The organism is Stenotrophomonas rhizophila, from assembly GCF_020857975.1.
Taxonomy (GTDB): domain Bacteria; phylum Pseudomonadota; class Gammaproteobacteria; order Xanthomonadales; family Xanthomonadaceae; genus Stenotrophomonas; species Stenotrophomonas rhizophila_C.
Genome location: NZ_JACWUO010000001.1, coordinates 76,985 through 101,357 on the forward strand (window position 1 = coordinate 76,985; position 24,373 = coordinate 101,357).

Genomic DNA, 24,373 nt, shown 5'->3' on the forward strand with positions numbered 1-24,373 from the left:
ACATGAAGATTGGAATTGCCGTGCTCGCCTTGGCCTGCATTGCTTCGCCGGCGCCCGCACAGACCACCGTGCCGCCCCAACCCTCCGCTACGCTACAGCGCGATATGGCGGCCTGGACGAAATCACTGGCACAGCAACAAGCGACCGAAAGTCGGATGGCTGCGGAAAATCGAATGCCGTCCAGCCAGGGTCAAGTGGAGATTGTTTCTCTGGCGGAGATGGACGCACCTGCCTCGATCAAAGCGAGCGTGGCAGAGGGCATCAAGAGCAGGAGCCGCGGCACTTTGGACGTTGCAGCAGGCACCATCCCATCCACGTCTGATGTAGTCGCAGGCCTAAGCCCTGCTCGAAGAAGCAACGCGGAGCTGAAGCACCGTTTGTCCTATGCGCCTTCGGATATCTCAAGAACTCCCATCGGAGCGGCAGAGTTGCTCAGCACCGAACCCAACGGAACAGTGAGTGGGGACCGCTCTACAGGCGTTTCGCGTACCTATCGTGTTCCCAACGTCGGCTTGGTAATCCTGTCCGAAGATGACTACGTGGCGTCAAAGACGAAGCACACATTGATTCGAGAGACACTCAATACTCAGGTCAATGGCACCCCGGCCCGGTCCTATACCGCACGATCAAAGGACGGAAGAGGCAAAGCAGAGCTCCGTTGGATTACATCGAACAGAGCGTATCTGTTGACCTTGATCAGTGACGATGGCGCACGCATCGAAGACGGCGAAAAACTGCTCATGCAGATCGCCAAGGGAATTTCCAGCTAGCGAACGGCTGACTGAACAAAACGACGGGCGCGGCCATCGCCCCGCCCGTGCGCTCACAGCCCGCGCGCGCGGGCCTGCTCCTGCTCCTGTTCCTGCGCCTGTGGGCTGAACTGTTTGTCCAGGTCCTGCAGCTGACGGCTGCTGGCCTCCAGCGATTGCGACAGCGCCTGGTTGCGGTCGACGAAGATGCGCTGCGAGGCCGGGTCGTTCACCGCGCCCTGCACCGCGAACAGGCCGCTGCCATCGGGCCGGGCGACCACGTTGTCGATCTGACGCATGCCGGCCACGCGGCTTTCGTAGGCAAGCTGGCCGGCGGCGCGCTCGGTCTGTTCGGGGGTGGCGAACAACGGCGCCAGGCCGCCGTGCGCGCGCTGCTGTTCCAGCGCCTGCAGTTTCTCCAGCGCCTGGCCGAAGCGGGCGTGCTCGGGATGGGCGGGGTCGCGCATGCTGGGCGCCGTGGCCGGCGGCGGTGGTGCCGGCTCGGTACGTGCCGGCGCGGCGGGCTGGGCCCTCGCTGCCGCCGGGTCGTCGGCGCGCGCCAGGGTCCTGCCGCCGGCCTTGCCATCCACCTCCAGGCCGTTGTTGGCCTGGAACTGCCGGACCGCGGCCACGGTGTCCTTGCCATAGATGCCATCGGCGGCCAGCGGCCTGCCATCGGGCGCCTGGTAGCCCAGGGCCGACAGTTTTCCCTGCAGCGCCCTGACCTGGTCACCGCGCTCGCCCTGGATCAGCACGCCATCGGACATCGGCGTCTGCGGCCCCTGCGCGTTGACCCGGCCGCCCAGGGTGATGCGGTCGTTGAGCACGTCGCCCAGGTAGCGGCGGAACTGCTCCGGCTCCAGTTCGATATGCGCATGCACCGCACCGGGCGTACCGGCGTCGGACTGGCGGATCAGCGGTGCGCCGTATTCGACGAAATCGCCGGTCTTGTGCGGCGTGGTGCCGCGGGCGCCGTGCAGCACCTGGCCGACCAGCTCCCGCTGCGGATCGCCGGCCGGGTGGCTCCAGATGCTGATGGAGTTCCACTGGTCCGCGTTGACCTGGACGTAGCCGGCCACCGGGTTGGGAATCATCACCCGGCGGGCGCCGTCCGGGTCGGTCAGGATCAGGTCCTTGTGGACCAGCGGAATGCCGTTGCGGTCGCCGCGTTCGCGGACGGTCTCCAGGCTGCCTTCGACCATCTGCGAGGGCCGGTCGGCCTTGCTGGCATCGCCGGTACGCTCGGCCTCGCGGTTGGTGTTGGGGTGATGGATCTTCAGGTCGCGGTAGGCCTGCTCACCCGAGATGCCATGGGCGATGACCCGGTTGGAGGTGTGGTTGCCGAACGGCTCCACCAGGGTGATGCGCTCGCCACCGGGTGCGGCGGCGACCGGCGCGACCGGAGGCGGCACGGCGCCGGCCGGCGTCGTTGCGGCCGCTGCCGCCGGTTGCGCGCTGGCCGGCTGGCGCGCCACCGTGGCCAGCGCCGCCAGGGTATCGCTGCCGGCCTTGCCGTCCACCGTCAGCCCCTGCGCCCGCTGGAACTCGCGTACCGCGTGTTCGGTATTGGGGCCGTAATGCCGATCGGCGGCGAGCGGCTGGCCCTCCCTGCCGGTATAGCCGGCCGCGATCAGTTTGGCCTGCAGCGCGCCGACCTCGTCGCCGCGTTCGCCGGCCACCAGCATGCCGTCGGCCATCGGCGCAGCGCCGGGGCGGCGCCCTGATCGCTGCGGTGCCGGTTCGCCGAACGCCTGCTGGTAGTCCTGGCCCTGGTAGCGCTGCGGGTCGCGGTTGACCTGGTCATAGCGCGCCAGCGCGACCAGGTCGCCCTTCTCGTCGAGGGCGCGGTCGCGCAGCGCATCCCATTGCGTTGGCGAGCTCTGGAAATGCCGCTGCACGTTGGCATGCTTGTAATCCTGCACGGCGCGCACGATCTGCTCGTCGTTCAGGGCGGCCAGGCTGTAGTTTTCGCCGTAGGCCTCGGCCAGCCCCTTCTGGAATACCGAACGGGTAAGTCCGCGGTACTGCACCGAGGTGCTCCACAGCGCATCCTGTACGGCCGGACCGCGGCCGGAAAGATCCACGCCGGCGTCCTTGAGGCGACCGAGCTGGACGTCGTAGTACTTGTGCTGGATGAAGTCGTGCTGGTCGCGGGCAAAGCCGGCAGGGTCGGCCGCGGCCACTTCCCTCCAGCGTTCGGTGAAGGCCGGCGTGCCGGGCTGCAGCCCGGCGAACTGACTGCCGTAGCGCGAGCGGGCGACATACTCGGCCGCGCCGCCCACGTTGCTGGCGTACTGGTAGCTGCCATACGACACGCCACCATGATCGCCCCGCCCGGTGGACACATGGCCGGGGCCGCGGTCGCCGGTTTCATAGTGCGCCGAGGTCTGGCCGCGGTGCCAGCCGTCCATCTTCTGTCTTGCCTGGGTGACCACATCCATTGCCGACACTCCTTTGCAGGGAGGCTACTTCGAGGTGAGGGCCTGCAACTGGTCGGCCCGGTTGGCGGTACGGTTGATCCGGCACGACTGCGCATCCAGCATCTGGCCCTGGCCGTCCTCTTCCGGGTTCCAGCTGCAGTAGCGGTCGGTGTCGTCCATATAGGCGGCCTGTTCGTCCATCAACGCATCCTTGGCCTTGCCATCGGGACCAGCCACGATCGTGGCGAAGGCGGCGCGCAGGCGGCCCTGCTGATAGGCGAACTCTTCATCGCCGCAGGCCTGCAGGGCCGGGGTGACGCCGCCGCTGGCACCCACGCAGGCGCTGTACTCGGGGCGCAGCGTAGCGTTGCGGTAGGAATCGTCGGGGAGCGGCGCCGGCAGGTCGTCGTCGGCCGTGGCGGCATCCGCATCGGCGCTGGTGGTGGCGGCCGGCGCCGGTGCGGCGGCGGGCGCGGCCGTGGCGGCAGGCGTCGCCGACGCGGTGGTGCCGGCGTGGGGGGCCGGCGCGGCCTCCGGTGCCTGGCAGGCGGCCAGGGCCAGGGCCAGGCTCAGGGCCAGGACTGCCCAGCCGCGGCCCGGGCCGGCCAGGGTGCGGTGGAATGCCGACGGTCCATTGCTTGCTTGCATTGCTCGCTTCTCCTTGCCGGTGGCCAGCATCGCCGGCCCCATTGTCACGGTCGTGTGCCCATTCTGCGCAGCGGATCGTTACGCAACCGAGATGCCAGGGGCGGTATCGGCGGCAACCGCCTGGCTGCCCTGCCCTGGCGGCAGGATATCGGCGTCGGTCCGCCCCTGCCAGCGGCCGCCACCCCTGGCGGCGCTGCCGGGCCACAATAGGCCCCCTGCCCGCTTCGCCCACCCCATGCGCAATACCCGGCCCGCCCGCTTCGACCCCACCACCGAACAAGGCGTCCTGCGCCTGTCGATCGCCGCTTCGCTGGCGATGGCTGCCGCGGCGGTGGGGTTCGGGTTGCTGGCCAACTCGTCGCTGATCATCTTCGATGGCATCTACGGGCTGATCGATGTGGTGATGACCTGGCTGTCGCTGCTGGTAGTACGGCTGATCAGCCAGTCCACCCAGGTGGAGGCGCTGCAGTCGCGCTTGAACCAGCGCTTCACCATGGGCTTCTGGCACCTGGAGCCGATCGTGCTGGGGGTCAGCGGCAGTCTGATGATCGGCGCGGCGCTGTATGCCGGGGTCAACGCGGTGGACGCGCTGATCTCCGGCGGGCGCCAGATCGCCTTGGGGCCGGCAATCGTGTTCGCGGTGCTGTCCATCGTCGCCGAAACCGGGCTGGCGCTGTTCGTGCGCCGCGCCAACCGCGCGATCGGTTCGGAATTCATCGCCCTGGATGCCAAGAACTGGGTGGTGGCCGCCAGCATGTCGGCCGCCTACCTGGTTGCCTTCGTCGGCGGCTGGGCGCTGGGCGGGACCGCCTGGGCGTGGCTGGTGCCGTACATCGATCCGGCGATCCTGCTGCTGGTATGCCTGTTCGTGGTCGTGGCCCCGCTCGGCACCGTCCGCCAGGCGCTGTCGGACATCCTGCTGATCACCCCGGCGGACCTGCAGGCGCACGTGGATGCGGTGGCGCGCGCGATCGTGGCCAAACACGGTTTCCTCGAATACCGCAGCTACGTGGCCAAGGTCGGCCGCGGCGAACAGATCGAGCTGTTCTTCGTGGTGCGCGCCGATGACCGGCCACGCGCGCTGCTGGAATGGGACCGGCTGCGCGATGAGATCGGCCAGGCGCTGGGCGAGGAATCGACCGACCGCTGGCTGACCATCATGTTCACCACCGACCGCGAATGGGCAATCTGAGCGCCCGGTTCAGGACGCGGCCGCCACTGCCGTGCCTGCCGCCTGCTTCCACTGCCGCGGCGACTGCCCGGTCTGCGCCTTGAACGCACGCGACAACGCGGCCTCGCTGCCGTAGCCGACCTCGATGGCAATGCGCTTGAGCGGATGGCCGCGGCGCAGCGCCTGCTGCACCAGGCGGGTGCGCCAGCCCTGCAGATAGTGGCCGGGGGTGCTGCCAATGGTGTCGCGGAAGCTGTCGGCAAACGCGCTGCGCGACATGCCGGCGCGCTGCGCCAGCGACTCCAGGGTCCACTCGTCGGCCGGGGCCTCGTGCATGGCCACCAGCGCGTGGCGCAGGCGCGGATGGGCCATGCCGGCCAGCAGGCCGACCCGGATCTGGCCGCTTTCCATCAGCGCGCGCAGGATCTGGATCAGCACCACTTCGAACAACCGATCGAGCAGGGCCTGGCGGCCGCAGCGCTGGGCGAAGGCTTCCTCGAACAGCAGCGACAGCACCGGTTGGCCGCCAGGCAGGGTGCCCAGCGGCAGGCAGACCACCGGCGGCAACGCGGCGGCAACCGGGTTGTTGCCGCCGCCTTCGAACTGCAGATGCGCGCAGGCGAAGTCGGCGCCGCGCTGCGGGTCGGTGACGAAGCGATGGGCCAGCGGGCGCGGGTACAGCAGCACGCTGGGCTGGGTGATCTCCAGCACCTGGCCGTCGGCGTGTTCGACGCGGACCTGGCCGGCGCCGATCAGGTGCAGCTGGCCGCGTTCGCCATCGGCGGCCAGATCATTGATGCCGCACAGCGGCCCGGCATGGAAGACCTCCGCGGTGACCGCGAAACGGCCGAGCAGGGCCTGGAGACGATCGACCATTTCAGACTTTTGATCAAGTTCGATAGACGAAATGTAACCCAAAGCCGCGCCGGACAGGTCAAAGTACACCTGCCATCTGGCCCCCCCCTTTCACTCCGCAGGAGACTCCCATGTCCATCGAAAAGGTTCTGTACACCGCCACCGCCACCGCCACCGGCGGCCGTGAAGGCCACGCCACCTCCTCCGACAAGGTGCTGGACGTGCAGCTGTCCACCCCGCGCGAGCTGGGCGGTGCCGGCGGCCCGGGCACCAACCCCGAACAGCTGTTCGCCGCCGGCTACTCGGCCTGCTTCCTGGGCGCGCTGAAGTTCGTGGCCGGCCAGGCCAAGGTTGCACTGCCGGCTGAAACGGCGATCACCGGCAAGGTCGGCATCGGCCAGATTCCGACCGGCTTCGGCATCGAAGTGGCGCTGGAGATCAGCGTGCCGGGCCTGCCGCGCGAGCAGGTCGAAGAACTGGTGCAGAAGGCGCACATCGTGTGCCCGTACTCCAACGCCACCCGTGGCAACATCGATGTGACGTTGACGGTTGCCTGATGCGGCAGGTGCCGTGCCGACCAACGCTCGGCACCTACCGCGCCGGTAACAAAAAAATGGGCGGCTGCCTGGCTTGATCGCCGGGCAACCGCCCATCCCACCGCGGTGGATCCCCGGGCAGTGCCCGGGGATGCGTCTGGGTTACCCGGTGCAACGACCGACGGCCGTTGCCTACCGGTGGGCAACCGTTGCGCGCTTGCCGCGCTTAATTGTCGTGCGTGATCAGCTGCACCACGCTGGAGAAGTCCAGCTTGCCGCGGCCGGCCTGGTGGTTCATCGAATACAGGTTGCGCGCCAATTCCCCCAGCGGGATCGAAGCGCCCACGCTCATCGCCGCTTCCACCGCCAGGCCCATGTCCTTGAGCATCAGGTCGCTGCCGAAACCGCCGCTGTAGCCGCGCGAAGCCGGGGCATTTTCCAGCACGCCCGGCCACGGGTTGCACACTTCGGTGGCCCAGCTGCGGCCGGTGCTGACTGCCATCATCTGCGACAGCACCTTCGGGTCCAGCCCGTGCGCCACGCCCAACGCGATCGCTTCGCCGGTAACGGCCATGATCACGCCCAGCGCCATGTTGTTGCACAGCTTGGCCACCTGGCCGGCGCCGCTGGCGCCGACATGGAAGATGTTCTTGCCCATCGCCTGCAACAGCGGGCGGGCGCGTTCGAGTGCGTCGGCTTCGCCGCCGACGATGAAGGTCAGGGTGCCGGCCTGGGCACCGGCGGTGCCGCCGGAGACCGGTGCATCGAGCATCTGCAGGCCGCGCGCGGCCGCCGCTTCGGCCACCTTGCGGGCGGTGGCCGGGGCGATGGTGCTGCAGTCGATCACCAGCGCGCCGCCGGGAATGTCGGCCAGCAGGCCGTCATCGCCCAGGTAGACGCCTTCGACGTGGCGGCTGGCCGGCAGCATCGAAATGACGATCTCGGCGTCGGTCAGGGTATCCAGTGCCGAGCTGGCAGCGGTCGCGCCGGCATCGACGGCGGCCTGCACGGCGGCTGGCACCAGATCGAATACGCGTACGGCGTGGCCGGCCTTGGCCAGGTTGGCGGCCATCGGGCCACCCATGTTGCCCAACCCGATGAATGCAATACGGCTCATGCGTGGCTCCTTTCAGGGACGGTGGCACCGAGGTCGGCCAGCGGATGCGCGGCGTCGGACCAGGGCGATACGAAGAAGGTCTGGGCCCACTGCGCGGTGGCCTCGGCCAGCGTGCGCGGCTGCCACTGCGGGTTGCGGTCCTTGTCGATCAGCAGCGCGCGGATGCCTTCGGCGAAATCGCCATGGGCCGCCGCGTGCAGCGCTGCGATGTACTCGATGCGATAGACCTGCGCCAGCGAGGCGCCCTCGGCCAGGCGCTGCAGCTCGAACGCCAGCCGCGCCGAACCCGGCGCACCGGCAGCGAGCGTGGCCTGGGCGGTCTTCAGCCAGGCATCGTCGGTGTCCAGGGCAAGGATCGCATCGACGATCGCGCCGATGTCTTCGCCGGTGCACAGCGTGTCGACCGTTGCGGCATTGCGCAGCAACGGGCCGGTGGCCGCATCGCTGGCGTGCTGCTGCAGCAGCGCGGTCAGTTGTTCGTGATTGCGCTTGGCCTCGCCGCTCCAGTGCACCTCCACCAGGGCGTTGAACACCGTCTCGCGCTGCGCCTCGGCGATATGGATATCGGCCAGGCCGGCATAGATCGCATCGCCGGCATTGAGCGGGGCGCCGGTCAGAGCCAGGAACAGGCCGCCCTGGCCGGGCACGCGCGGCAGCAGCCAGCTGCCGCCCACGTCGGGGAACAGGCCGACGGTGATCTCCGGGAACGCCAGCCTGGACCGCTCGCTGACCACGCGGTGGCTGGCGCCGGACATCAGGCCGATGCCGCCGCCCATGACGATGCCGTGGCCCCAGCACAGGATCGGCTTGGGATAGGTGTGGATGGCGTAGTCGACGCGGTATTCCACATCGAAGAATTCGGCGGCGTAGGCGTTGTCGCGGATGTCGGCCTTCTGACCGTCGCGATAGTCGACCATGCTGCGGTACAGGCTGTGCAGGTCGCCGCCGGCGCAGAAGGCTTTTTCGCCTGCGCCCTGCAGCACCACCAGCGCGATGCCGTCATCGTTGGCCCAGGCATCCAGCCGCTCGCGCAGCAGGTGTGCCATCGGCAGCGAGAACCCGTTGAGGGTGCGCGCTGCGTTCAACGTGGCGATGCCGATGCGCGTGCCGTTGCCGGCCTGGCGCTCTTCGAACAGCACCGGCGCCTGGTCGTTGGCGACGCCGGTACTCATGCGTTCTTCCACTGCGCGGCGCGCTTTTCCAGGAAGGCGTTGACGCCCTCGGCCTGGTCGGCACTGTCGAACAGATCGACGAAGGCCTCGCGCTCTGCCACCAGCGCCGAGGCGTGGGTACCGCTGCGGGTGGCCTGCACCAGGGTCTTGCAGGCGGCGATGCTGGTCGGGCTCTGCTTGCCGGCCTTGTGCGCCCATGCCAGCGCCAGGGCCTTGGCTTCACCCTTCCCAACCTTCTCTTCGACCAGGCCGATACGCAGCGCGGTGTCTGCATCGATGCGCTCGCCGAGCAGGATCATGCGCTTGGCCCAGCCTTCGCCGACCAGGCGCGGCAGGTTCTGGGTGCCGCCGGCGCACGGCAGCAGGCCGACGGTGGCCTCCGGCAGCGCCACCTGGGCGTGTGCTTCGATGATGCGCAGGTCGCAGGCCAGCGCGCACTCCAGGCCGCCGCCCATCGCGTAGCCGTTGATCGCGGCGATGGACACGCCACGGAAGCCGGACAGCGCTTCGAACGCTTCGCCGAAGCGACGTGCAGCTTCGCGTGCGGCGGCCTTGTCGCCGGATGCGAACTGCTTGAGGTCGGCACCGGCGGAGAAGAACTTCTCGCCGTCGCCGGTGATCACCAGCGCGTAGATATCGCGGTCTGCATTGAGCGCGCCGACCAGGTCGCGCAGTGCCGACAGGCTGTGCACGGTCCAGGTATGCGCCGGCGGGTTGTCGAGGGTGATGACCGCGACGTGGCCGTCGGCCTCGACCTTCAGGCCGACATGATCATGCTGGCGCCAATCCATCATCGCAGTTCCTCTTCGGTGTTGAGCAGGTGGCGGGCCACGATCACCCGCATGATTTCGTTGGTGCCTTCCAGGATCTGGTGCACGCGCGAATCGCGCAGCAGGCGCTCGATCGGGTACTCGCGGATATAGCCATAGCCGCCATGGATCTGCAGGGCTTCGTTGCAGATGGTGAAGCCGGCGTCGGTGGCAAAACGTTTGGCCATCGCGCACCACACGTTGGCATCGCCGGCGCCGGCATCGAGCTTGCGCGCGGCGGTGTGCACCATCAGCCGGGCGGCGACCAGCTGGGTGGCCATGTCGGCCAGCTTGAACTGCAGCGCCTGGAACTCGGCCAGGGCCTTGCCGAACTGGCGGCGCTCGCCCATGTAGCGGCGTGCGGCATCCAGCGCGCCCTGGGCCGCGCCCAGCGAGCAGGCGGCGATGTTGATGCGGCCGCCGTCCAGGCCCTTCATGGCCAGCTTGAAGCCGCCGCCTTCCTCGCCGAGCAGATGGCTGACCGGCACGCGCACGTTCTCGAAGGTGATGCCGCGGGTGGGCTGGCTGTTCCAGCCCATCTTCTCTTCCTTGCGGCCGTAGCTGATGCCGGGAAGATCGGCCGGCACCGCGATCGCGCTGACCCCGCCCGCGCCGGCGCCGCCGGTGCGGGCCATCACCACCAGCAGCTCGGTGGCCCCGGCGCCGGAGATGAAGGCCTTGGAGCCGTTGAGCACGTAATGGTCGCCGTCGCGTACCGCGCTGGTCTTCAGCGAGGCCGCATCCGAGCCGGCACCCGGCTCGGTCAGGCAGTACGAGGCCAGCTTGGTGCCGGACGAAAGGTCTGCACCCCACTCCGCACGCAGGCTCTCCTGGCCCCACTTGGCCACCATCCACGAGGCCATGTTGTGGATGCTGACATAGGCCGCCGTGGACGGGTCCACGTTGGCGAGCTCCTCGATGACGACGGCGGCGTCCAGACGGCTCAGCCCACTGCCGCCGACTTCAGGGTCCATGTACAGGCCACAGAACCCCAGTTCCCCGGCCTTGGCGATCGCCTCGCGCGGAAAGATGCCCTCCGCATCCCATCGCGCGGCGTGCGGCGCCAGTTCGGCCTGGGCGAAGTCGCGTGCAGCCTCTCTATAGGCCTGCTGTGCTTCTTCCAGTTCCGTCGTCATCGAGTGGCTCATGGTCGAACTCCGTTGTTGCTTATTTCAGGCTGATGGTGGTGTTGACGCCATGACCCAGCGTCTGGTCATCGAACCAGCGCGAGGTGATGGTCTTGGTCTGGGTGTAGAACATCACCACCTGCTTGCCGTACGGGCCCAGGTCGCCGAGCTTGGAGGCGCGCGAACCGGTGAAGGAGAACAGCGGCACCGGCACCGGGATCGGCACGTTGATGCCGACCTGGCCGACGTCGATGTCTTCCTGGAACTTGCGCGCGGCCGCGCCGGACTGGGTGAACAGCGCCGTGCCGTTGCCGTTGGGGTTGGCGTTGATCAGGTCGATGGCGTCTTCGAGCGTCTCCGCTTCCAGGATCACCAGCACCGGCCCGAAGATTTCTTCGTCGTAGATGCGCATGCCCGGGGTGACCCCGGCGAAGATGGTCGGGCCGACGAAGTTGCCCTTCTCGAAACCGTCCACCTGCGGGTTGCGGCCGTCCAGCACCAGCTTGGCGCCCTGCTCCACGCCCGAGGCGATCAGGCCTTCGACACGTTCGCGGGCGGCGCAGGAAATCACCGGGCCGACATCGGTGCCGGCCACGCTGCCGGCACTGACCTTCAGCGTCTTGGCCTTGGCCACCAGGTCCGGAACCCACTGGCGCGCTTCGCCGACCAGGACCAGGGTGGAGGCGGCCATGCAGCGCTGGCCGGCGGCGCCGAAGGCGGCACCGACCATCGCGTTGAGGCTCTGTTCCTTGTTGGCGTCCGGCAGCACCACGGCATGGTTCTTGGCGCCCATCATGCACTGCACGCGCTTGCCGGCCAGCGAGGCGCGGTTGTAGACGTGGGTACCGACGCGGGTGGAGCCGACGAAGGACACCGCCTTGATGTCGGGGTGGTCGCAGATCGCGTTGACCACCTCTTCGCCACCGTGGACCACGTTCAGCACGCCCTTGGGGATGCCCGCTTCCAGGGCCAGTTCGACCAGGCGCATGGTCACCATCGGATCCTGTTCGGACGGCTTGAGGATGAAGGTGTTGCCGGTGGCGATGGCCATCGGGAACATCCACAGCGGAATCATCGCCGGGAAGTTGAACGGGGTGATGCCCGCGCAGACGCCCAGCGGCTGCAGCAGGGTGTACGTGTCCACGCCGTTGGCCACGTTGTTGGCCAGCTCGCCAAGCTGCAGGTTGCCGATCGCCGCAGCATGTTCGACCACTTCCAGCCCACGGAACACATCGCCTTCGGCGTCAGGCACAGTCTTGCCCTGCTCGGCCGACAGAATGTGGGCCAGTTCGCCCATGTTCTCGCGGATCAGCTGCTGGTACTTCAGGAAGATCCGCGCGCGGGTGCCGATCGGAGTCTTGCGCCAGGTCTTGAAGGCTTCCTTGGCCGCAGCCACGGCGGCATCGACTTCGCCAGGGGTGGCGAACGGGACCTGGGCCAGGACGTCCTGGGTGGCCGGATTGACCACGTTCTGCCAATGCGAGCTGGCCGATTCGATGAACTGGCCATCGATCAACATGCGGATACGGGGCGCTGCGACAGTCATGGGAATCCCGGCGGGTGCGAAAGTTGTTCGCATTATTCACACTGCCAACCTCGATTTCCGGGCTGCATACGCTTAATCTGGCCAACGCCCACCACGATTTTTGTGAATTCTGTGAACGAAGCCAGCCCCCAGCGCCAACTTGGCCTGCGCCTGCTCAAGCTGCGCGAGCAGCGCGGCTATGGCCAGGCCGAACTGGCGCGCGCACTGGGCCTGTCGGCCAGCTACCTGAACCAGATCGAGCGCAACAAGCGTCCGCTGACTGCCGCGGTGCAGGCACGGCTGCGCGAGGTATTGGGCGACGTTTCCGGGCTGTTCGACGTGGATGAGCCCGCGGCACTGCAGGAAGCGCTGGGCGAGACCCTGCGCGACCTGGGCCTGGCCGAGGTGAGCAGCACCGAACTGCGTGCCATGGCCGGCAACCTGCCGCAGGTCAGCCGCGCCCTGCTGGACCTGCACCGCCGCCACCTGATGCTGCGCGAGCACGCCGCCGCGCTGGAATTCCAGCTGGGCGACGTGCATGCCGGGCAGGCGCTGCCGGCCGGCGACCAGGTGCGCGACTTCTTCAACCGCATGCACAACCACATTCCCGAACTGGACGACCTGGCCGAGCAGCTGTTCGGCGAATGGGGGCTGGTGGCCGGGCACGTGGCGCCGCGCCTGCGCCAGTTGCTGGCCGACCGCCACGGCGTGCTGGTGGAAGTGGCGCCGCTGCAGGCCGGGCGCGAAAAGCGCGTCTACGACGGCGGCAGCCGCACGCTGTGGCTGCCCGACTACCTGGAGCCGGGCCAGCAGGCGTTCCAGATGGCCGCCGAGCTGGCGCTGCTGGGCTATGCGGCGCAGATCGATGCGGTGATCGCGCGCGCCGGCTTCGGCCAGGCCGAGCAGATCGCCCAGGCACGCATCGGCATGTCCAACTATTTCGCTGGTGCGCTGGTGATGCCGTATGCGCAGTTCCTGCGCGCGGCCGAGCACAGTGCCTACGACATCGATGCGCTGGCGCACCGCTTCGGGGTGGGCTTCGAGGCGGTCTGCCATCGCCTGAGCACGCTGGCGCGGCGCAGTGCGCCGGGGCTGCCGTTCTTCTTCATCCGGGTGGACCGCGCCGGCAACGTGTCCAAGCGCCACTCGGCCACCGATTTCCACTTCTCCCAGGTGGGCGGCTCCTGCCCGCTGTGGATCGTCTACGAGGCCTTCAACCAGCCCGGGCGGGTGCTTACCCAGACCGCGCGGATGCCCGACGGCCGTCGCCATTTCTGGCTGGCGCGGCAGGTCAGCAGCGGGCCGGTCGGGCATGGCCAGCCGCGCAAGACCTTCGCCGTCGCGCTGGGCTGCGACCTGCAACACGCCGAACGCCTTATCTATTCGCGCGGGCTGGACATCCAGAGCCCGGGCAACTCGGTGTCGATCGGCCCCGGCTGCCGGGTCTGCCCGCGCGAGGACTGCATGCAGCGCGCGTTCCCACAACTGCCCGGGCGCCGGTAACGCTCAATAAATCGGCGTGACCTTCATCTGCGGCAGCGGGCGCGGCGCACCGTCGGTGAGGTCCGGGCCGAGGTCTTCCCAGGTCTGGCCCTGCTCGACCATCAGCCGCCACAGCTGCTGCGATGCACGGCGCTTTTCTTCCGAACTCAACCGGTACGAGGGTGCCGGCGGTTGCCCGCTGGCCACGCTCTGGTAGGCATCGGTCCAGGCCGCCACCCGCTGCGCGGGGTCGTCGGTGCGCGCGATTTCCAGCGTGTAGCGCTGGTAGGCCGAGGCCAGGTTGCGCCAGCGGATCCAGAAGTGGTTCTGGAAGGAGAACCCGTAGAAACGCTCGCCGGCCAGGCTGCCCTTGGCGGCGATGCGGCTGAGCACCTGCTGCGGCATGTCCAGGTTCATGCCGCCCTCATCGCCCTGCAGCGACACGTGCACGATGCGGTCGCGGTAGCCGGGCGCGCGCGCCTGCAGCACATCGCGCCAGTTCTGCATGGTCGACACGATCGAGAACAGGAAGCCGGACAGTTCCGCTGCCGCCAACGGCCGGGCGATGGACTGGTAGCTGCGCTGCCAGCCCTGGCGGTTTTCGGTGGGCAGGAACACCGCGCGGTCGATCTGCGCCTGGGCCGTGCCTTCGGCCAGCATGCTGACCGCCTCGGCGTGGCGCGGGTAGACCAGGTTGATGCCGAAGGTAGGCCAGCGCGGCAGCGCCGCATCGAACAGATGGATGGGGAAGTTGCTGCTGATGCCGCCGTCGGAGAACCAGCACACCCGGAACGCGGTGATCACCGGGCTGCGGCCCTGCCCGCCGCTGGTCAGCCCTTCCATGCTGTCGGCGACGTTGCTGTTGTCGCGCGGCGCGGCGGTGTCGGCCGGCGGCTCGCAGCGGCGTTCGCGGCGCGCCGGTTCGTGCAGCGGTACCGCGCTGATCAGCAGCGGAAAGCTCAGGCTCATGCGGGTCGCCACCAGCACCGGCAACTGTTCGCCGTCCACCAGCCGGTAATACTCACGTCCGTCCACCCGCTCGGGCGCGCCGGCGCGCGCCACCAGCCAGTCGACCACGCTGGCCGGGAACAGCTGCGCGAACTCTTCGCGCAGGAACCAGAAATGCGCGGCACTGAATGGCAGCGTGCGCGGCTCGGTGTGCGACACGCAGGTGGTGATCATCTGCAGGCTGATCGCCTGGACGCCCACCGGTTCGCCGTCATAGCGCGGCGCGTGGTGCAGGTCGCCGAAGGTCAACGGCTGGTCCAACGGCATGCCGGCCAGTGCCTGCAGGCGGGTATGCAGCCAGTCGGTGAGCGCCGGGGCGCTGCTGTCGGCCTGGGTGGCGCCGCTGCACAGGCCCAGCAGGTTGCGCCGCGCCACCCGGGCCACGCGCAGCGCCGAGGCCAGCACGCCGGCCCCGTAGGCGCACAGCAGCGACGGCAGCAGCGTGGCCCAGATGCCATCGCTGCCGGCGGCCAGCCAGCCGATGCCCAGCAGCACCAGCAGCGATGCCAGCAGTTCCAGCGGCGCGATGGCGAACACCGCCGCCAGCAGGCAGGCCGCCTTGCGCGGCAGGCTGGACTTGCCGGTCAGCATCACCAGCAGCCGGTAGGCGGTGCGCGCGCCATGCGCCGGCTGGAACAGGCGGTAGATGAAACCGCGCGTGGACAGTTGCGCCGACACCGCGGCCAGGCCGGGGAAGCCGACCTCATCGGCCACTGGCTGGCCGGCGTGGCGGCGGCGATCGCCGAGCGCGGCCGCCGCCGCGACCGCCGCGGCGATGGCGCCGGCCGAGGTGCCGCCGATGTTCTTGAAACGGTACTGGCGGGCCAGCGACAGCACCGCATTGGGATACACGATGCCGCTGGTGATGCCGCCTTTCATGACCAGATCGCAGTATTTGTCCGCCACGCTGCCCTCCTCGCCTCCGCCCGCGCGCGGCCGACCCGCACGCGCCCCATGCCGGTGCCGGACCCGGCCGGCACCCGTATGGGCTGATAGCGACAGTATCTCCCGCGGCCTTCTCAGGGCCTGAGAAGTACGGCACGGAACGGCTTACCGGGCCGGCTTGCCCGACTGCGGAACCGACCGCACCTGGGACAGGTCATAGCCCAACCGGGCCAGCCGGGCCATGGCGGCCTGGTAGTCGGCCTCGGAGATGGTCGGGGTGCGCGCCATCAGCCACATGTAGTCGCGCTTGCTGCGGCCGACGATGGTCTGCTGGTAGTCCGCATCCAGGTACACGATCACGTACTCGGCCTGGATCGGCCAGATGAACTGCATGCCCCATTCAGCACCGTTGGTGCCCGGCTTGACCGTGCCGACCGGGTGCATCGTCTTGATCGGCGCCTGGAAGCTGCCCTTGCGATAGCGGAAGGTGGTCTGGATGCGCCCGTCCGGGCGCAACGCATAGGACTCCACTGCATCGAAGGCCTCGCGTTCGGGGCGGCTGGGAATATGTGCGATCACATACCAGTCGCCCATGAAGCGCGGCACGTCCACGTGGGCAACGGGCGGGATCGGACGGCTGTTGCCGCTGCAGCCACCGAGCATCATGCCGACAGCCAGCAGGGGAACCAGTGCACGGATCGACATAACGGCTTTCTCCAGGAACGTGGGATGGTCACTGACGGTTGAACAGGTAGTGGGCAACCTGCCACTGCTGGCCCTGCTGATAGCCGAACAACTCCGCGCAGGCCATCCAGAACATGCGCCAGCGCTGGTACCACAGGGCGGCCGAGGCATCGCCGTAGGTCTGGCGCAGCACGGCCATCACCGCCTCTTTCTCGCGGTCCTGGTTGGCCAGCCAATGGTTGGCGGTACGCTCGTAATGGGTGCCATCGAGCAGCCAGCGCTGCTGCAGCTGCAGATGCTGCTGGAAGAACAGCAGGGTATCGGCGGCGGGCATCAGGCCACCGGTGAAGAAGTGGCGGCCCATCCAGTTGTCATCGCCCTCGGTCTCGAACGGGTACATCAGCGTGCGGTGCACGAAAATGTGCACGAACAGCTTGCCCTCCGGCCGCAGCCAACGGTGGATGCGCTGCAGCAGTTGCGGGTAGTTGCGCATGTGCTCGAACATCTCGATCGAGACGCAGCGATCGAACGTTTCGGCGTCCAGCATCAGATGGTTCACGTCACGGGTCAGTACGGTGACGTTGGTCAGGCCGCGCGCGCGGCACTGGCCCTGGATGTACTCGCGCTGGCTGTTGGAGTTGGATACCGCCGTGATCTGTGCGTACGGGTAGCGCTCGGCCATCCACAGCGTCAGCGAACCCCAGCCGCAGCCCAGTTCCAGGATGTGCTGCCCGTCGGCAAGCTGTGCGCGCTCGCCGTACAGCGCCAGCATCGCCTCCTCGGCCTGGTCCAGCGTTTCATTGCCGGTGGCGTAGTAGCAGCTGCTGTACTTCAGGCGCTTGCCGAGGCAGTGCTGGAAAAACCCGGCCGGAACCTCGTAGTGCTGGCGATTGGCCGCATCCACGTGCAATGCGACCGCGCTGCTGGCCAGCCCGGCAATGCGCGTGGCAAACCGCTGCGACTGCACCTGCTGGCCACCGGCGAGCTCTTCGCGCAGGCGCTGTTCGCACTGGCGACGGATGCCCAGCCGCAGCAGGGCGTCGGGCAGCAGCCCGCGTTCGGCCAGGCCGGTAAAGCCCGGTGCGTAGTCCGGCAGCGGAAGACGGTCACTGGCGACATTCATGGTGAAGATTCCTTGCGGGCAGACGACGAACGGGAGGGGAACCACGGAAACAGCATCGGCGTGGTGCGCTGGTACTGGCGGTAATCCTCACCGCGCGAGCGCAGCGCCTGCGCCTCGGTGAACGGGATGCCGCTGACCCAGCGCAGGAACACGTACATCACCAGCGGGCCGGACCAGGCCAGCCACCACAATGGCGAGTGCACGGCCAACAGCACGTAGGTGAACCAATGCAGCCATTCGAAGAAATAGTTGGGGTGGCGCGAATAGCGCCATAGGCCCTGGCGGCAGGTCCGGCCCTTGTTGGCCGGATCGGCGCGGAAACGGGCCAGCTGGCGGTCGGCCAGGGCTTCGCCGCCGACACTGAGCAGCCACACCGCCGGTGCGGCGAGGATCCAGCCGAGGCCGATGGCCTGCCGGTTGTCCGCCACGGCCACGAACGGCAGCGCGAACAGGACGATCAGGCCGGCCTGGAACTGGAAGAAGCCGAAGATCTTGCCCTGGTGCCCGTTCCAGTAGCGGCGCAGGTGCTGGTAGCGGCCATCCTCGGGCTCGCTGCGCACGCGCTGCCACAGGTGCAGGGCCAGCCGCGCGCCCCACAGCCCACCCAGCAGCGCCAGGACGATCCGTGGCGCGGCCGCGCCATCGCCGAGCACGGCCAGCAACAGCGCCGAGGCGCCCACGCCCTTGGCCCACAGCACATCGACCACGCCGATGTTCCGATGACGGCGCTGCCACCACCAGCCCCAGGTCATCAGCAACGCCGCGTACAGCCAGACCCACCACAACAGTTTCATGCCCGTTCTCCCGATGCCGTTGCCGTTGCCGATGCCGCCGGGGCGCTGCGCTGCCAGTACCGGGCGCAGCTGGCCAGCAGCGGCAGGGCCAGCGACCAGCCGATGCCCAACACCGCCAGCCCGTGCCAATGCGGTGTGCTGAAGGCCACCGACGACCAGCCGCGCGCGGCGGACAGATAGGCCAGCGGGGCCAGCAGCAGGCCGACCGCGGCGGCGAGGTACAGGTGCTGCTGCAGCACGGCCAAGGACACGGTCAGCGTCATCGCAAACGCCGCCCACAGCGCCAGGATCCACAGCGGTGCCAACCAGGCCGGGTCGTTGCCGGCCGCGTACTGCACCGCACCCGACCCGGCGGCCGCGCCGTCGACCAGCAGCCCGCACAGCAGCGCCACGCCCAGCAGCCGCAGTTCCACCCCCGGGCGCGGCGACAGTGCCAGCTGGCTGGCCACGTACAGCGCCGCTGCCAGCAGCGCCGGCCAGCGCAGGCCGTGGCCGGCACCGATCACCGCGCACAGCCAGACCAGCTGGTTGCCGATCACATTGATCCAGAACCGGCCCATCTCAGCGTGCCTCGGCCAGCGCGGCCGGGCGGTAGCCCGGTCGCGCCAGCAGCAGGTGCGATACCCCGATCGACCGCTCCAGGAAGCCGCCTTCGCAATAGGCCAGGTAGAACTCCCACAGGCGGATGAAGCGTTCGTCGAAGCCCTGCGCGCGCACCGCCGGCAGCCGCGCCAGGAAGCGCTGGCGCCAGGCGTGCAGGGTCAACGCGTAGGAATGGCCGAAGTCGTGCGCACCGATCAGCTGCAGGTCGCTGCTGCGGCTGGTAGCGGCCAGGATGGCGCTGATCGACGGGATGAAGCTGCCGGGGAAGACGAACCGCTTGATGTAGTCCACGCTGCGCCGCGCCTGCTCATAGCGGTGGTCCTCGATGGTGATCGCCTGCAGCAGCGCCAGGCCGTCGGGCTTGAGCAGGCGGGTGAGCGTGGCGCAGTAGGTGTCCAGGTACTGCGCGCCGATGGCCTCGATCATCTCGATGGAGACCAGCTTGTCGTACTGGCCGTCCAGGTCGCGGTAATCCTTGAGCAGCAGGGTGACCTTGTCCTCCAGGCCGGCGGCCTGCACGCGCTGGCTGGCCAGGGTGTACTGCTCGATGGAAATGGTGGTGGTGGTGACGTGGCAGCCGAAGTGCTGGGCCGCATACAGCGCGAACCCGCCCCAGCCAGTGCCGATCTCCACCACCCGGTCGCCGGGCTGCAGCTGCAGCTGCGCGCAGATGCGTGCCAGCTTGCGCTGCGAGGCCGTTTCCAGGGTATCGCCCGGGCCGGCGAACAGCGCCGAGGAATACATCAGGTCCGACGACAGGAACAGCGAGAAGAAGCGATTGCCAAGATCGTAATGCGCGGCGATGTTGCGCCGGCTGCCCTGGCGGGTATTGCGGCGCAGCCGGTTCCAGCCCTTCAGCAACCAGCCGCCCAGGCGCGCCGGGCCACGTTCCATGCCGTCGAGCAGGTCGCGGTTGCGTACCAGCAGCTGCACCAGCGCGACCAGGTTGCTGCAGCGCCAGTCGCCACGGATGTAGGCCTCGCCGGCACCCACACTGCCCTGGGCGGCCACGGCGCGGTAGAAGGCCGGGTCATCGACCCAGACGGTCACCTGCAGCGCGGCCTGGGCATCGCCGATCAGCACATCGCCCAGCGCATCGCGCAGGCGCAGGCCGCCGCCGCGCAGCAGCGCCAGCTGGGCCAGCAGGCGTCCGCGCAGGAAGCGCTCCAGGCCGGTGGGGGGTGGCGGCAGCGGCGGGCGGGTGAGGTCGTTCATGGCGATTTTCCGGCAGTAGAAGGATGGTCATGGACCGGGGTGCGCTTGAGCCACAGCCGCAGTGCCTGCCAATGGATGGCGGCCACTACCTGCAGGGTCATCAGCGGGTAACGCAGTAGCACCCCGGCCAGGCCGCGGCCATCCAGGCGGTGGCGTTGCAGCACCAGGTCGGCGTCGAACTGGCGTATGCCCTGGCGCCAGACCTGCATATGCACGTGCAGGTCCGCGCCGGGTGCGGTGAAGCGCCAGTGGTAGCGGCAATCCATCGGCAGGAACGGCGAGACATGGAACTGCTTGTCGAAGTCCCAGGCCAGCGCGCGCCCGCTGGCATCGGCCTGGGCCACCGGCAGCACGTAGGCATGGCGCTGCTTCCAGGGCGTGTTGGTGATCTCGGCCACGATGCAGTCCAGCGTGCTGCCGTCGGCGGCATAGCAGTAGTAGAAGCTCACCGGGTTGAACACGTGGCCGGCATAGCGCAGGTGGGTGAGCAGGCGGATCGGTCCCTGCGGGGCGCGGCCGAGCGCGGCGGTGATGCGCGCCCGCACCGCTTCGGCCAGCGGCTGCCGCGGGTCGCCCAGATAGTCGCTGCGACGGAACTGGGCCAGGTTGCGCCGGCCCACCGACCACAGCCAGCGACCGCCGAATACCTGGTCCAGCTCGTCCAAATCGAGCAGCAGCTGCGCTACCGGGTAACCGAACGCATGCCGGTGCGGTGCGTGGCGACGATGGCGCATGCGGCCGCGGTAGATCGCGCTGGCGCTCATGCCGGCAAGGCCTGCGCCAGCGGCCAGTACGACTCGGCGTCCAATGCCTGCAGTGCATCCACCACCCGGCGTGCGCTGCGTACGCCGTCCTCGTGGAAGCCCCAGCCCCAGTACGCACCGGCGAACCAGGTCCGGCGCTGGCCCTGGATCTGTGCCCAGCGACCCTGGGCGCGCACCATCGCGTGGTCGTGCACCGGGTGGGCATACTGCAGGCGGCGCAACACCCTGGCCGGATCGATCGCCTCGCTGCGGTTGAGCGTGACCACCAGCGGGGTGGGTGTATCGATGCCCTGCAACTGGTTCATCAGGTAGCTGACCGTGCACGGTGCCCAGCGGTCGCGCGGCACGTGCGCGTTCCATCCCGCCCAGGCCTTGCGGTTGCGCGGCAGCAGGCGCGCATCGGTGTGCAGCACCACCTCGTTGGGCTGGTAGTGGATCGCGCCCAGCACCTCGCGCTCGCCCGCATCGGGGTCGGACAACAGCGCCAGCGCCTGGTCGCTGTGGCAGGCCAGCACCAGCTGGTCGAAGCCTTCCAGCCCGGCCGCGCTGTGCACGCGCACGCCGTGTTCGTGGCGCTCCACCCCGAATACCGGGCATTCCAGCCGCTCGCGCACCCGCCAGCGGCGCCGCATCGCCTCGATGTAGCGCGCCGAACCGCCCTGCACCACCCGCCATGGCGTGCGGCCGCTGACCTGCAGCATCTGGTGGTTGGCCATGAACTGCACCAGATAGCGCGCCGGGAACGCGGCCAGGCTGGCGGTGGGCGAGGACCACAGCGCCGAGGCCATCGGCAGCAGGTGTTCGTCGATGAAGGCGCGACCGTAGCGGCCGGCATCGAGGTATTCGCCCAGCGACGGCCCGTCGTCGTCGCCATGCAGCAGCGCCGGGGCGTCGCGATAGAAGCGGCGCAGGTCGGCCAGCAGGCCCCAGAAGCGCGGGGACACCAGGTTTCGGCGCTGGCAGAACAGGCCGTCCAGCGACGTGGCGTTGTACTCCAGCCCGCTGCGTTCGCTGTGCACCGAAAAGCTCATGGTGGTCGGCTGCGAGGCGACATGGAGTTCCTCGAACAAGCCGGTCAACAGTGGGTAATGCAGCGGGTTGAACACGATGAAGCCGGTGTCCACCGCGTGCTGGCGGCCATCCAGTTCGATGGCGTGGGTATGGGTGTGGCCGCCGAGGTAGTCATTGGCCTCGAACAGGGTCACCTCGTGCTGCTGGTCCAGCCACCAGGCGCTGGCCAGGCCGGCGATGCCGGAACCGACGACGGCAATGCGCATGTCAGTGCTCCGCCTTGGCCAGCACCCAGGCCGGCACCGGTTTGAGGTCGCGCACCAGGCCCAGCGCCGCCATCAGGCGCAGCCCGTACCAGGTGATGTCCAGCTCCCACCAATAGAAGCCCTGGCGCGCGGTGCCGGGAAAGAAGTGGTGGTTGTTGTGCCAGCCCTCGCCGAAGGTCAGCAGCGCCAGCCACAGGTTGTTGCGGCTGTCGTCGCCGGTGGCAAAACGCTGCCGGCCGAAGCGGTGCGCCAGCGAATTGATGCTGACCGTGGCGTGGAACAGCACCACGGTGGAGATGAAAAAGCCCCAGACCAGCATCTGCCCGCCGCTGGTGCCCCACGACGGCGCGAGGCGCTCCAGCAGTGCCCCCAGCCCGAACAGCAGGGCCGCCAGCACGATCGGCACCAGCGTATCGAAGCGGTCCAGCCAGCGCAGTTCGGGGTAGCGGGCCAGGTCGGGGATGCGCGCCCAGTCGGTGCGGAAACCGTCGGTGGTCAGGAACCAGCCCATGTGGCTCCACCAGAAGCCGTGCACGCCGGGCGAATGCGGGTCGGCGGCGGTATCGGTATGGCGGTGGTGGTTGCGGTGGTGGGCGGCCCACCACAGCGGGCCGCGCTGCACGCTGGCCGCGCCGATCAACGCAAACACGAACTGCACCGGGCGCGAAGCGCGGAAGGTGCGGTGGGCGAAATAGCGGTGGTAGAACGCGGTGATGGCGAACATGCGCAGCGCATACAGCGCCACCGCCACGCCGACGGCCACCCACGACACGCCCACCCAGATCACCGCCAGGCAGGCCAGGTGCATGGCCGCAAACGGGATCGCGCGCAGCCAGTCCACCCGCTGCGCCGCGCCGGCCGGCGGCGCCGGTTCGGCGCTGGTGTCGAACCAGCGGCGCAGTGCGGCCCAGGGGCCACGGCGGGTGTTGGGTACTGCAGCGGTGGCGCGTCCTGCCGGCATAGCCCGCATCTCCTGGGGTGTTGTCAGGAGATACGGGAAGCGGGCTCATCCGGATGCACGGATCCGGAAATAAATCCGTGCCGGTTACAGGGCGGCGATATCGCCCTTGGCGATGATCGGGCCGGTCGGGATGCCGCCCGGCGCGCCACTGGCCGGTTCCAGCGTGATCGCCAGCACCGAACCGTTCACCAGCGCATCACGCAGCGTGTCCGGTACCGACACGGTATGGGCGCGGTTGATCGACACCAGGCCGAGCGAGCGCGGCTTGCCGCCGGCCGGAATCAGCCACAGTTCCGGGGCCCGCCCGGCGGCGTCGGCCGCGGCCGGGACCGGCACCATCAGCACCTTGCCCTGGGCCTTGTCGACCGACGCCAGCCAGCCCGGGCTGCCATCGTCATGCAGCAGCGGGGTGACCGGCTTGGTCGCCTGCTCCGGTTCGGCCGGGGTGGCCGGCGTTGTCGGGGTGACCGCCACCGGCGTGGGCGGCGGGAGCACCGGCTGCAGCTGCTGGCGGTTGAACACGGCCACCAGTGCCACCACCGCGGCCAACGCGGTCATGCCCTGCCAGAAACCGGTGCGCTGCCAGATGCGCGGCGCGGCCGTGCCGACCGCCGGCCAGCCCAGCGAGGTGCGGATGCGCGGCCACAGGTGGGCCGGCACCGGCTGGCTGCCCAGCGATTCCAGCAGCGGGGCCAGGCGCTCTTCCCATTGGTTCACCAGCCGGGCAAAGCCTGGATCGCTGGCGATCCGGCGCTGCGCATCGGCGCGCTGGGCGGCATCGAGCACGCCCAGTACGTATTCGCCGGCCAGGATGTCGGCGCTGGGCGGCTGGCCGTCGTCATGCGTATCGTGCAGGTCGCGGATGTTCATCGTTCCAGGCACACCCGCAGTTGGCCCAGGCCACGGCGTATCCAGCTTTTCACCGAGCCCAGCGGCGAACCGATCCGGCGCGCCAGTTCCTCATAGCTGGCCCCGTCCAGGAAGGCCACGCGGATCAACGAGCGGCGCCGCGGCTCCAGCGTATCCAGACACAGGTCCAGCCGCTCGCGGTCGGAGGCGTGTTCGGCGGCCTGCGCCGGTTGCGGGGCGAAATCGGCGATTTCCTCGGCCACCGACAGATCATCCAGCGCGCGCGGCGGCGCGGCGCGCAGCCGATCGATCGCGCGGTTGCGCGCCATCATCGACAGCCAGGTCATGGCCGCGGCCTTGGCGCGGTCGAACTGCGCGGCCTTGTTCCAGACCGTGATGAACACGTCCTGCAGTACTTCCTCGGCATCGCCGCGGTCGCGCAACACATGCAGGCAGATCGCAAACAGGCGCCCGGAGGCCAGTTGGTAGACCGATTCGAACGCCTGGCGATCGCCTGTGGCGACCCGGCCGAGCAGTTCGTCAAGACGCTGCGAAGCGTCGGTTTCGGCGAGGTCCAACTCAGGCATCGCAGGCTCGAT

At 68.9% G+C, this 24,373-nt stretch carries 23 protein-coding genes; 4 read left to right on the plus strand and 19 right to left on the minus strand.

Features of this window, described 5'->3' with window-relative positions; translation table 11 throughout:
* The first annotated feature begins 2 nt into the window (after window positions 1-2).
* Complete coding sequence (locus IC535_RS00370; RefSeq protein ID WP_228884583.1) at window positions 3-770, plus strand: hypothetical protein; 768 nt, start codon at window positions 3-5, stop codon at window positions 768-770.
* 53 nt (window positions 771-823) lie between these two features.
* On the opposite strand, the gene IC535_RS00375 is transcribed toward IC535_RS00370, so the two are convergent.
* The gene (locus IC535_RS00375; protein WP_228884584.1) at window positions 824-3,190 is read right to left on the minus strand and encodes a peptidoglycan-binding domain-containing protein; all 2,367 of its coding nucleotides are present in this window, start codon (window positions 3,188-3,190) and stop codon (window positions 824-826) included.
* A 24-nt stretch (window positions 3,191-3,214) separates the two neighbouring features.
* Window positions 3,215-3,817, minus strand: a complete 603-nt coding sequence (locus tag IC535_RS00380; protein ID WP_228884585.1) for a lysozyme inhibitor LprI family protein — start codon at window positions 3,815-3,817, stop codon at window positions 3,215-3,217.
* A 235-nt stretch (window positions 3,818-4,052) separates the two neighbouring features.
* Here IC535_RS00380 and IC535_RS00385 point away from each other — a divergent pair, with 235 nt between their 5' ends.
* On the plus strand, window positions 4,053-5,009 hold the full coding sequence (locus tag IC535_RS00385) for a cation diffusion facilitator family transporter (protein ID WP_228884586.1): 957 nt from the start codon (window positions 4,053-4,055) through the stop codon (window positions 5,007-5,009).
* Between the two features lie 9 nt (window positions 5,010-5,018).
* On the opposite strand, the gene IC535_RS00390 is transcribed toward IC535_RS00385, so the two are convergent.
* A complete protein-coding gene (locus IC535_RS00390) occupies window positions 5,019-5,864 on the minus strand; it encodes an AraC family transcriptional regulator (RefSeq protein ID WP_228884587.1) in 846 nt (281 codons plus the stop codon).
* A gap of 110 nt (window positions 5,865-5,974) precedes the next feature.
* Between IC535_RS00390 and IC535_RS00395 the strand changes: the two genes are divergently transcribed.
* The gene (locus tag IC535_RS00395; RefSeq protein WP_228884588.1) at window positions 5,975-6,400 is read left to right on the plus strand and encodes an organic hydroperoxide resistance protein; all 426 of its coding nucleotides are present in this window, start codon (window positions 5,975-5,977) and stop codon (window positions 6,398-6,400) included.
* 205 nt (window positions 6,401-6,605) lie between these two features.
* On the opposite strand, the gene mmsB is transcribed toward IC535_RS00395, so the two are convergent.
* From mmsB to IC535_RS00420, 5 genes are read right to left on the minus strand one after another with little or no spacing between them, the layout of a single operon-like run.
* Window positions 6,606-7,496 carry a 3-hydroxyisobutyrate dehydrogenase gene (gene mmsB / locus IC535_RS00400; RefSeq protein ID WP_228884589.1) on the minus strand — a complete coding sequence of 297 codons (891 nt, stop codon included), beginning with the start codon at window positions 7,494-7,496 and terminating at the stop codon, window positions 6,606-6,608.
* On the minus strand, window positions 7,493-8,668 hold the full coding sequence (locus IC535_RS00405) for an enoyl-CoA hydratase/isomerase family protein (protein ID WP_228884590.1): 1,176 nt from the start codon (window positions 8,666-8,668) through the stop codon (window positions 7,493-7,495). Before IC535_RS00405 ends, mmsB begins: the two co-directional genes overlap by 4 nt.
* Window positions 8,665-9,462, minus strand: a complete 798-nt coding sequence (locus IC535_RS00410; RefSeq protein WP_228884591.1) for an enoyl-CoA hydratase — start codon at window positions 9,460-9,462, stop codon at window positions 8,665-8,667. The genes IC535_RS00405 and IC535_RS00410 overlap by 4 nt, the downstream gene beginning before the upstream one ends.
* Window positions 9,459-10,625 (minus strand): acyl-CoA dehydrogenase family protein, encoded by a 1,167-nt coding sequence (locus IC535_RS00415; protein WP_228884592.1) that lies wholly within the window; start codon window positions 10,623-10,625, stop codon window positions 9,459-9,461. The genes IC535_RS00410 and IC535_RS00415 overlap by 4 nt, the downstream gene beginning before the upstream one ends.
* Before the next feature lie 19 nt (window positions 10,626-10,644).
* Window positions 10,645-12,150, minus strand: a complete 1,506-nt coding sequence (locus IC535_RS00420; RefSeq protein WP_228884593.1) for a CoA-acylating methylmalonate-semialdehyde dehydrogenase — start codon at window positions 12,148-12,150, stop codon at window positions 10,645-10,647.
* A gap of 111 nt (window positions 12,151-12,261) precedes the next feature.
* On the opposite strand from IC535_RS00420, the gene IC535_RS00425 reads away from it, so the two are divergent.
* Window positions 12,262-13,632, plus strand: a complete 1,371-nt coding sequence (locus IC535_RS00425) for a helix-turn-helix domain-containing protein (RefSeq protein ID WP_228884887.1) — start codon at window positions 12,262-12,264, stop codon at window positions 13,630-13,632.
* Between the two features lie 3 nt (window positions 13,633-13,635).
* On the opposite strand, the gene IC535_RS00430 is transcribed toward IC535_RS00425, so the two are convergent.
* The 11 genes from IC535_RS00430 to IC535_RS00480 all read right to left on the minus strand — a co-directional run bounded on the left by IC535_RS00430 (window position 13,636) and on the right by IC535_RS00480 (window position 24,361).
* On the minus strand, window positions 13,636-15,498 hold the full coding sequence (locus IC535_RS00430; protein ID WP_228884594.1) for a patatin-like phospholipase family protein: 1,863 nt from the start codon (window positions 15,496-15,498) through the stop codon (window positions 13,636-13,638).
* A gap of 171 nt (window positions 15,499-15,669) precedes the next feature.
* Entirely contained in the window at window positions 15,670-16,209 is a 540-nt protein-coding gene (locus IC535_RS00435) for a lipocalin family protein (protein WP_228884595.1), read from the minus strand.
* 28 nt (window positions 16,210-16,237) lie between these two features.
* The gene (locus IC535_RS00440; protein ID WP_429000322.1) at window positions 16,238-17,320 is read right to left on the minus strand and encodes a class I SAM-dependent methyltransferase; all 1,083 of its coding nucleotides are present in this window, start codon (window positions 17,318-17,320) and stop codon (window positions 16,238-16,240) included.
* Window positions 17,308-18,105 (minus strand): DUF1295 domain-containing protein, encoded by a 798-nt coding sequence (locus IC535_RS00445; RefSeq protein ID WP_228884597.1) that lies wholly within the window; start codon window positions 18,103-18,105, stop codon window positions 17,308-17,310. The genes IC535_RS00440 and IC535_RS00445 overlap by 13 nt, the downstream gene beginning before the upstream one ends.
* The gene (locus tag IC535_RS00450; RefSeq protein WP_228884598.1) at window positions 18,102-18,665 is read right to left on the minus strand and encodes a DUF2878 domain-containing protein; all 564 of its coding nucleotides are present in this window, start codon (window positions 18,663-18,665) and stop codon (window positions 18,102-18,104) included. The genes IC535_RS00445 and IC535_RS00450 overlap by 4 nt, the downstream gene beginning before the upstream one ends.
* Window position 18,666: 1 nt before the next feature.
* A complete protein-coding gene (locus IC535_RS00455) occupies window positions 18,667-19,923 on the minus strand; it encodes an SAM-dependent methyltransferase (protein WP_228884599.1) in 1,257 nt (418 codons plus the stop codon).
* Entirely contained in the window at window positions 19,920-20,687 is a 768-nt protein-coding gene (locus IC535_RS00460; protein ID WP_228884600.1) for a DUF1365 domain-containing protein, read from the minus strand. Before IC535_RS00460 ends, IC535_RS00455 begins: the two co-directional genes overlap by 4 nt.
* Window positions 20,684-21,964, minus strand: coding sequence for an NAD(P)/FAD-dependent oxidoreductase (locus IC535_RS00465; protein WP_228884601.1), 1,281 nt, complete (start codon window positions 21,962-21,964; stop codon window positions 20,684-20,686). Before IC535_RS00465 ends, IC535_RS00460 begins: the two co-directional genes overlap by 4 nt.
* Before the next feature lies 1 nt (window position 21,965).
* Window positions 21,966-22,925, minus strand: coding sequence for an acyl-CoA desaturase (locus IC535_RS00470; RefSeq protein WP_228884602.1), 960 nt, complete (start codon window positions 22,923-22,925; stop codon window positions 21,966-21,968).
* A gap of 84 nt (window positions 22,926-23,009) precedes the next feature.
* Window positions 23,010-23,795 (minus strand): anti-sigma factor, encoded by a 786-nt coding sequence (locus IC535_RS00475; RefSeq protein WP_228884603.1) that lies wholly within the window; start codon window positions 23,793-23,795, stop codon window positions 23,010-23,012.
* The gene (locus IC535_RS00480) at window positions 23,792-24,361 is read right to left on the minus strand and encodes a sigma-70 family RNA polymerase sigma factor (RefSeq protein WP_228884604.1); all 570 of its coding nucleotides are present in this window, start codon (window positions 24,359-24,361) and stop codon (window positions 23,792-23,794) included. Before IC535_RS00480 ends, IC535_RS00475 begins: the two co-directional genes overlap by 4 nt.
* Between the last annotated feature and the right edge of the window lie 12 nt (window positions 24,362-24,373).

Bases quoted from the DNA above. Each gene is read 5' to 3' on its own strand.
- IC535_RS00420 (WP_228884593.1), bottom strand. From the start codon at position 12,150: ATGACTGTCGCAGCGCCCCGTATCCGCATGTTGATCGATGGCCAGTTC.
- IC535_RS00370 (WP_228884583.1), top strand. From the start codon at position 3: ATGAAGATTGGAATTGCCGTGCTCGCCTTGGCCTGCATTGCTTCGCCG.
- IC535_RS00450 (WP_228884598.1), bottom strand. From the start codon at position 18,665: ATGGGCCGGTTCTGGATCAATGTGATCGGCAACCAGCTGGTCTGGCTG.
- IC535_RS00430 (WP_228884594.1), bottom strand. From the start codon at position 15,498: ATGAAAGGCGGCATCACCAGCGGCATCGTGTATCCCAATGCGGTGCTG.
- IC535_RS00455 (WP_228884599.1), bottom strand. From the start codon at position 19,923: ATGAACGACCTCACCCGCCCGCCGCTGCCGCCACCCCCCACCGGCCTG.
- IC535_RS00410 (WP_228884591.1), bottom strand. From the start codon at position 9,462: ATGATGGATTGGCGCCAGCATGATCATGTCGGCCTGAAGGTCGAGGCC.
- IC535_RS00480 (WP_228884604.1), bottom strand. From the start codon at position 24,361: ATGCCTGAGTTGGACCTCGCCGAAACCGACGCTTCGCAGCGTCTTGAC.
- IC535_RS00445 (WP_228884597.1), bottom strand. From the start codon at position 18,105: ATGAAACTGTTGTGGTGGGTCTGGCTGTACGCGGCGTTGCTGATGACC.
- IC535_RS00475 (WP_228884603.1), bottom strand. From the start codon at position 23,795: ATGAACATCCGCGACCTGCACGATACGCATGACGACGGCCAGCCGCCC.
- IC535_RS00390 (WP_228884587.1), bottom strand. From the start codon at position 5,864: ATGGTCGATCGTCTCCAGGCCCTGCTCGGCCGTTTCGCGGTCACCGCG.
- IC535_RS00395 (WP_228884588.1), top strand. From the start codon at position 5,975: ATGTCCATCGAAAAGGTTCTGTACACCGCCACCGCCACCGCCACCGGC.
- mmsB (WP_228884589.1), bottom strand. From the start codon at position 7,496: ATGAGCCGTATTGCATTCATCGGGTTGGGCAACATGGGTGGCCCGATG.
- IC535_RS00375 (WP_228884584.1), bottom strand. From the start codon at position 3,190: ATGGATGTGGTCACCCAGGCAAGACAGAAGATGGACGGCTGGCACCGC.
- IC535_RS00470 (WP_228884602.1), bottom strand. From the start codon at position 22,925: ATGCCGGCAGGACGCGCCACCGCTGCAGTACCCAACACCCGCCGTGGC.
- IC535_RS00460 (WP_228884600.1), bottom strand. From the start codon at position 20,687: ATGAGCGCCAGCGCGATCTACCGCGGCCGCATGCGCCATCGTCGCCAC.
- IC535_RS00405 (WP_228884590.1), bottom strand. From the start codon at position 8,668: ATGAGTACCGGCGTCGCCAACGACCAGGCGCCGGTGCTGTTCGAAGAG.
- IC535_RS00415 (WP_228884592.1), bottom strand. From the start codon at position 10,625: ATGAGCCACTCGATGACGACGGAACTGGAAGAAGCACAGCAGGCCTAT.
- IC535_RS00435 (WP_228884595.1), bottom strand. From the start codon at position 16,209: ATGTCGATCCGTGCACTGGTTCCCCTGCTGGCTGTCGGCATGATGCTC.
- IC535_RS00385 (WP_228884586.1), top strand. From the start codon at position 4,053: ATGCGCAATACCCGGCCCGCCCGCTTCGACCCCACCACCGAACAAGGC.
- IC535_RS00380 (WP_228884585.1), bottom strand. From the start codon at position 3,817: ATGCAAGCAAGCAATGGACCGTCGGCATTCCACCGCACCCTGGCCGGC.
- IC535_RS00465 (WP_228884601.1), bottom strand. From the start codon at position 21,964: ATGCGCATTGCCGTCGTCGGTTCCGGCATCGCCGGCCTGGCCAGCGCC.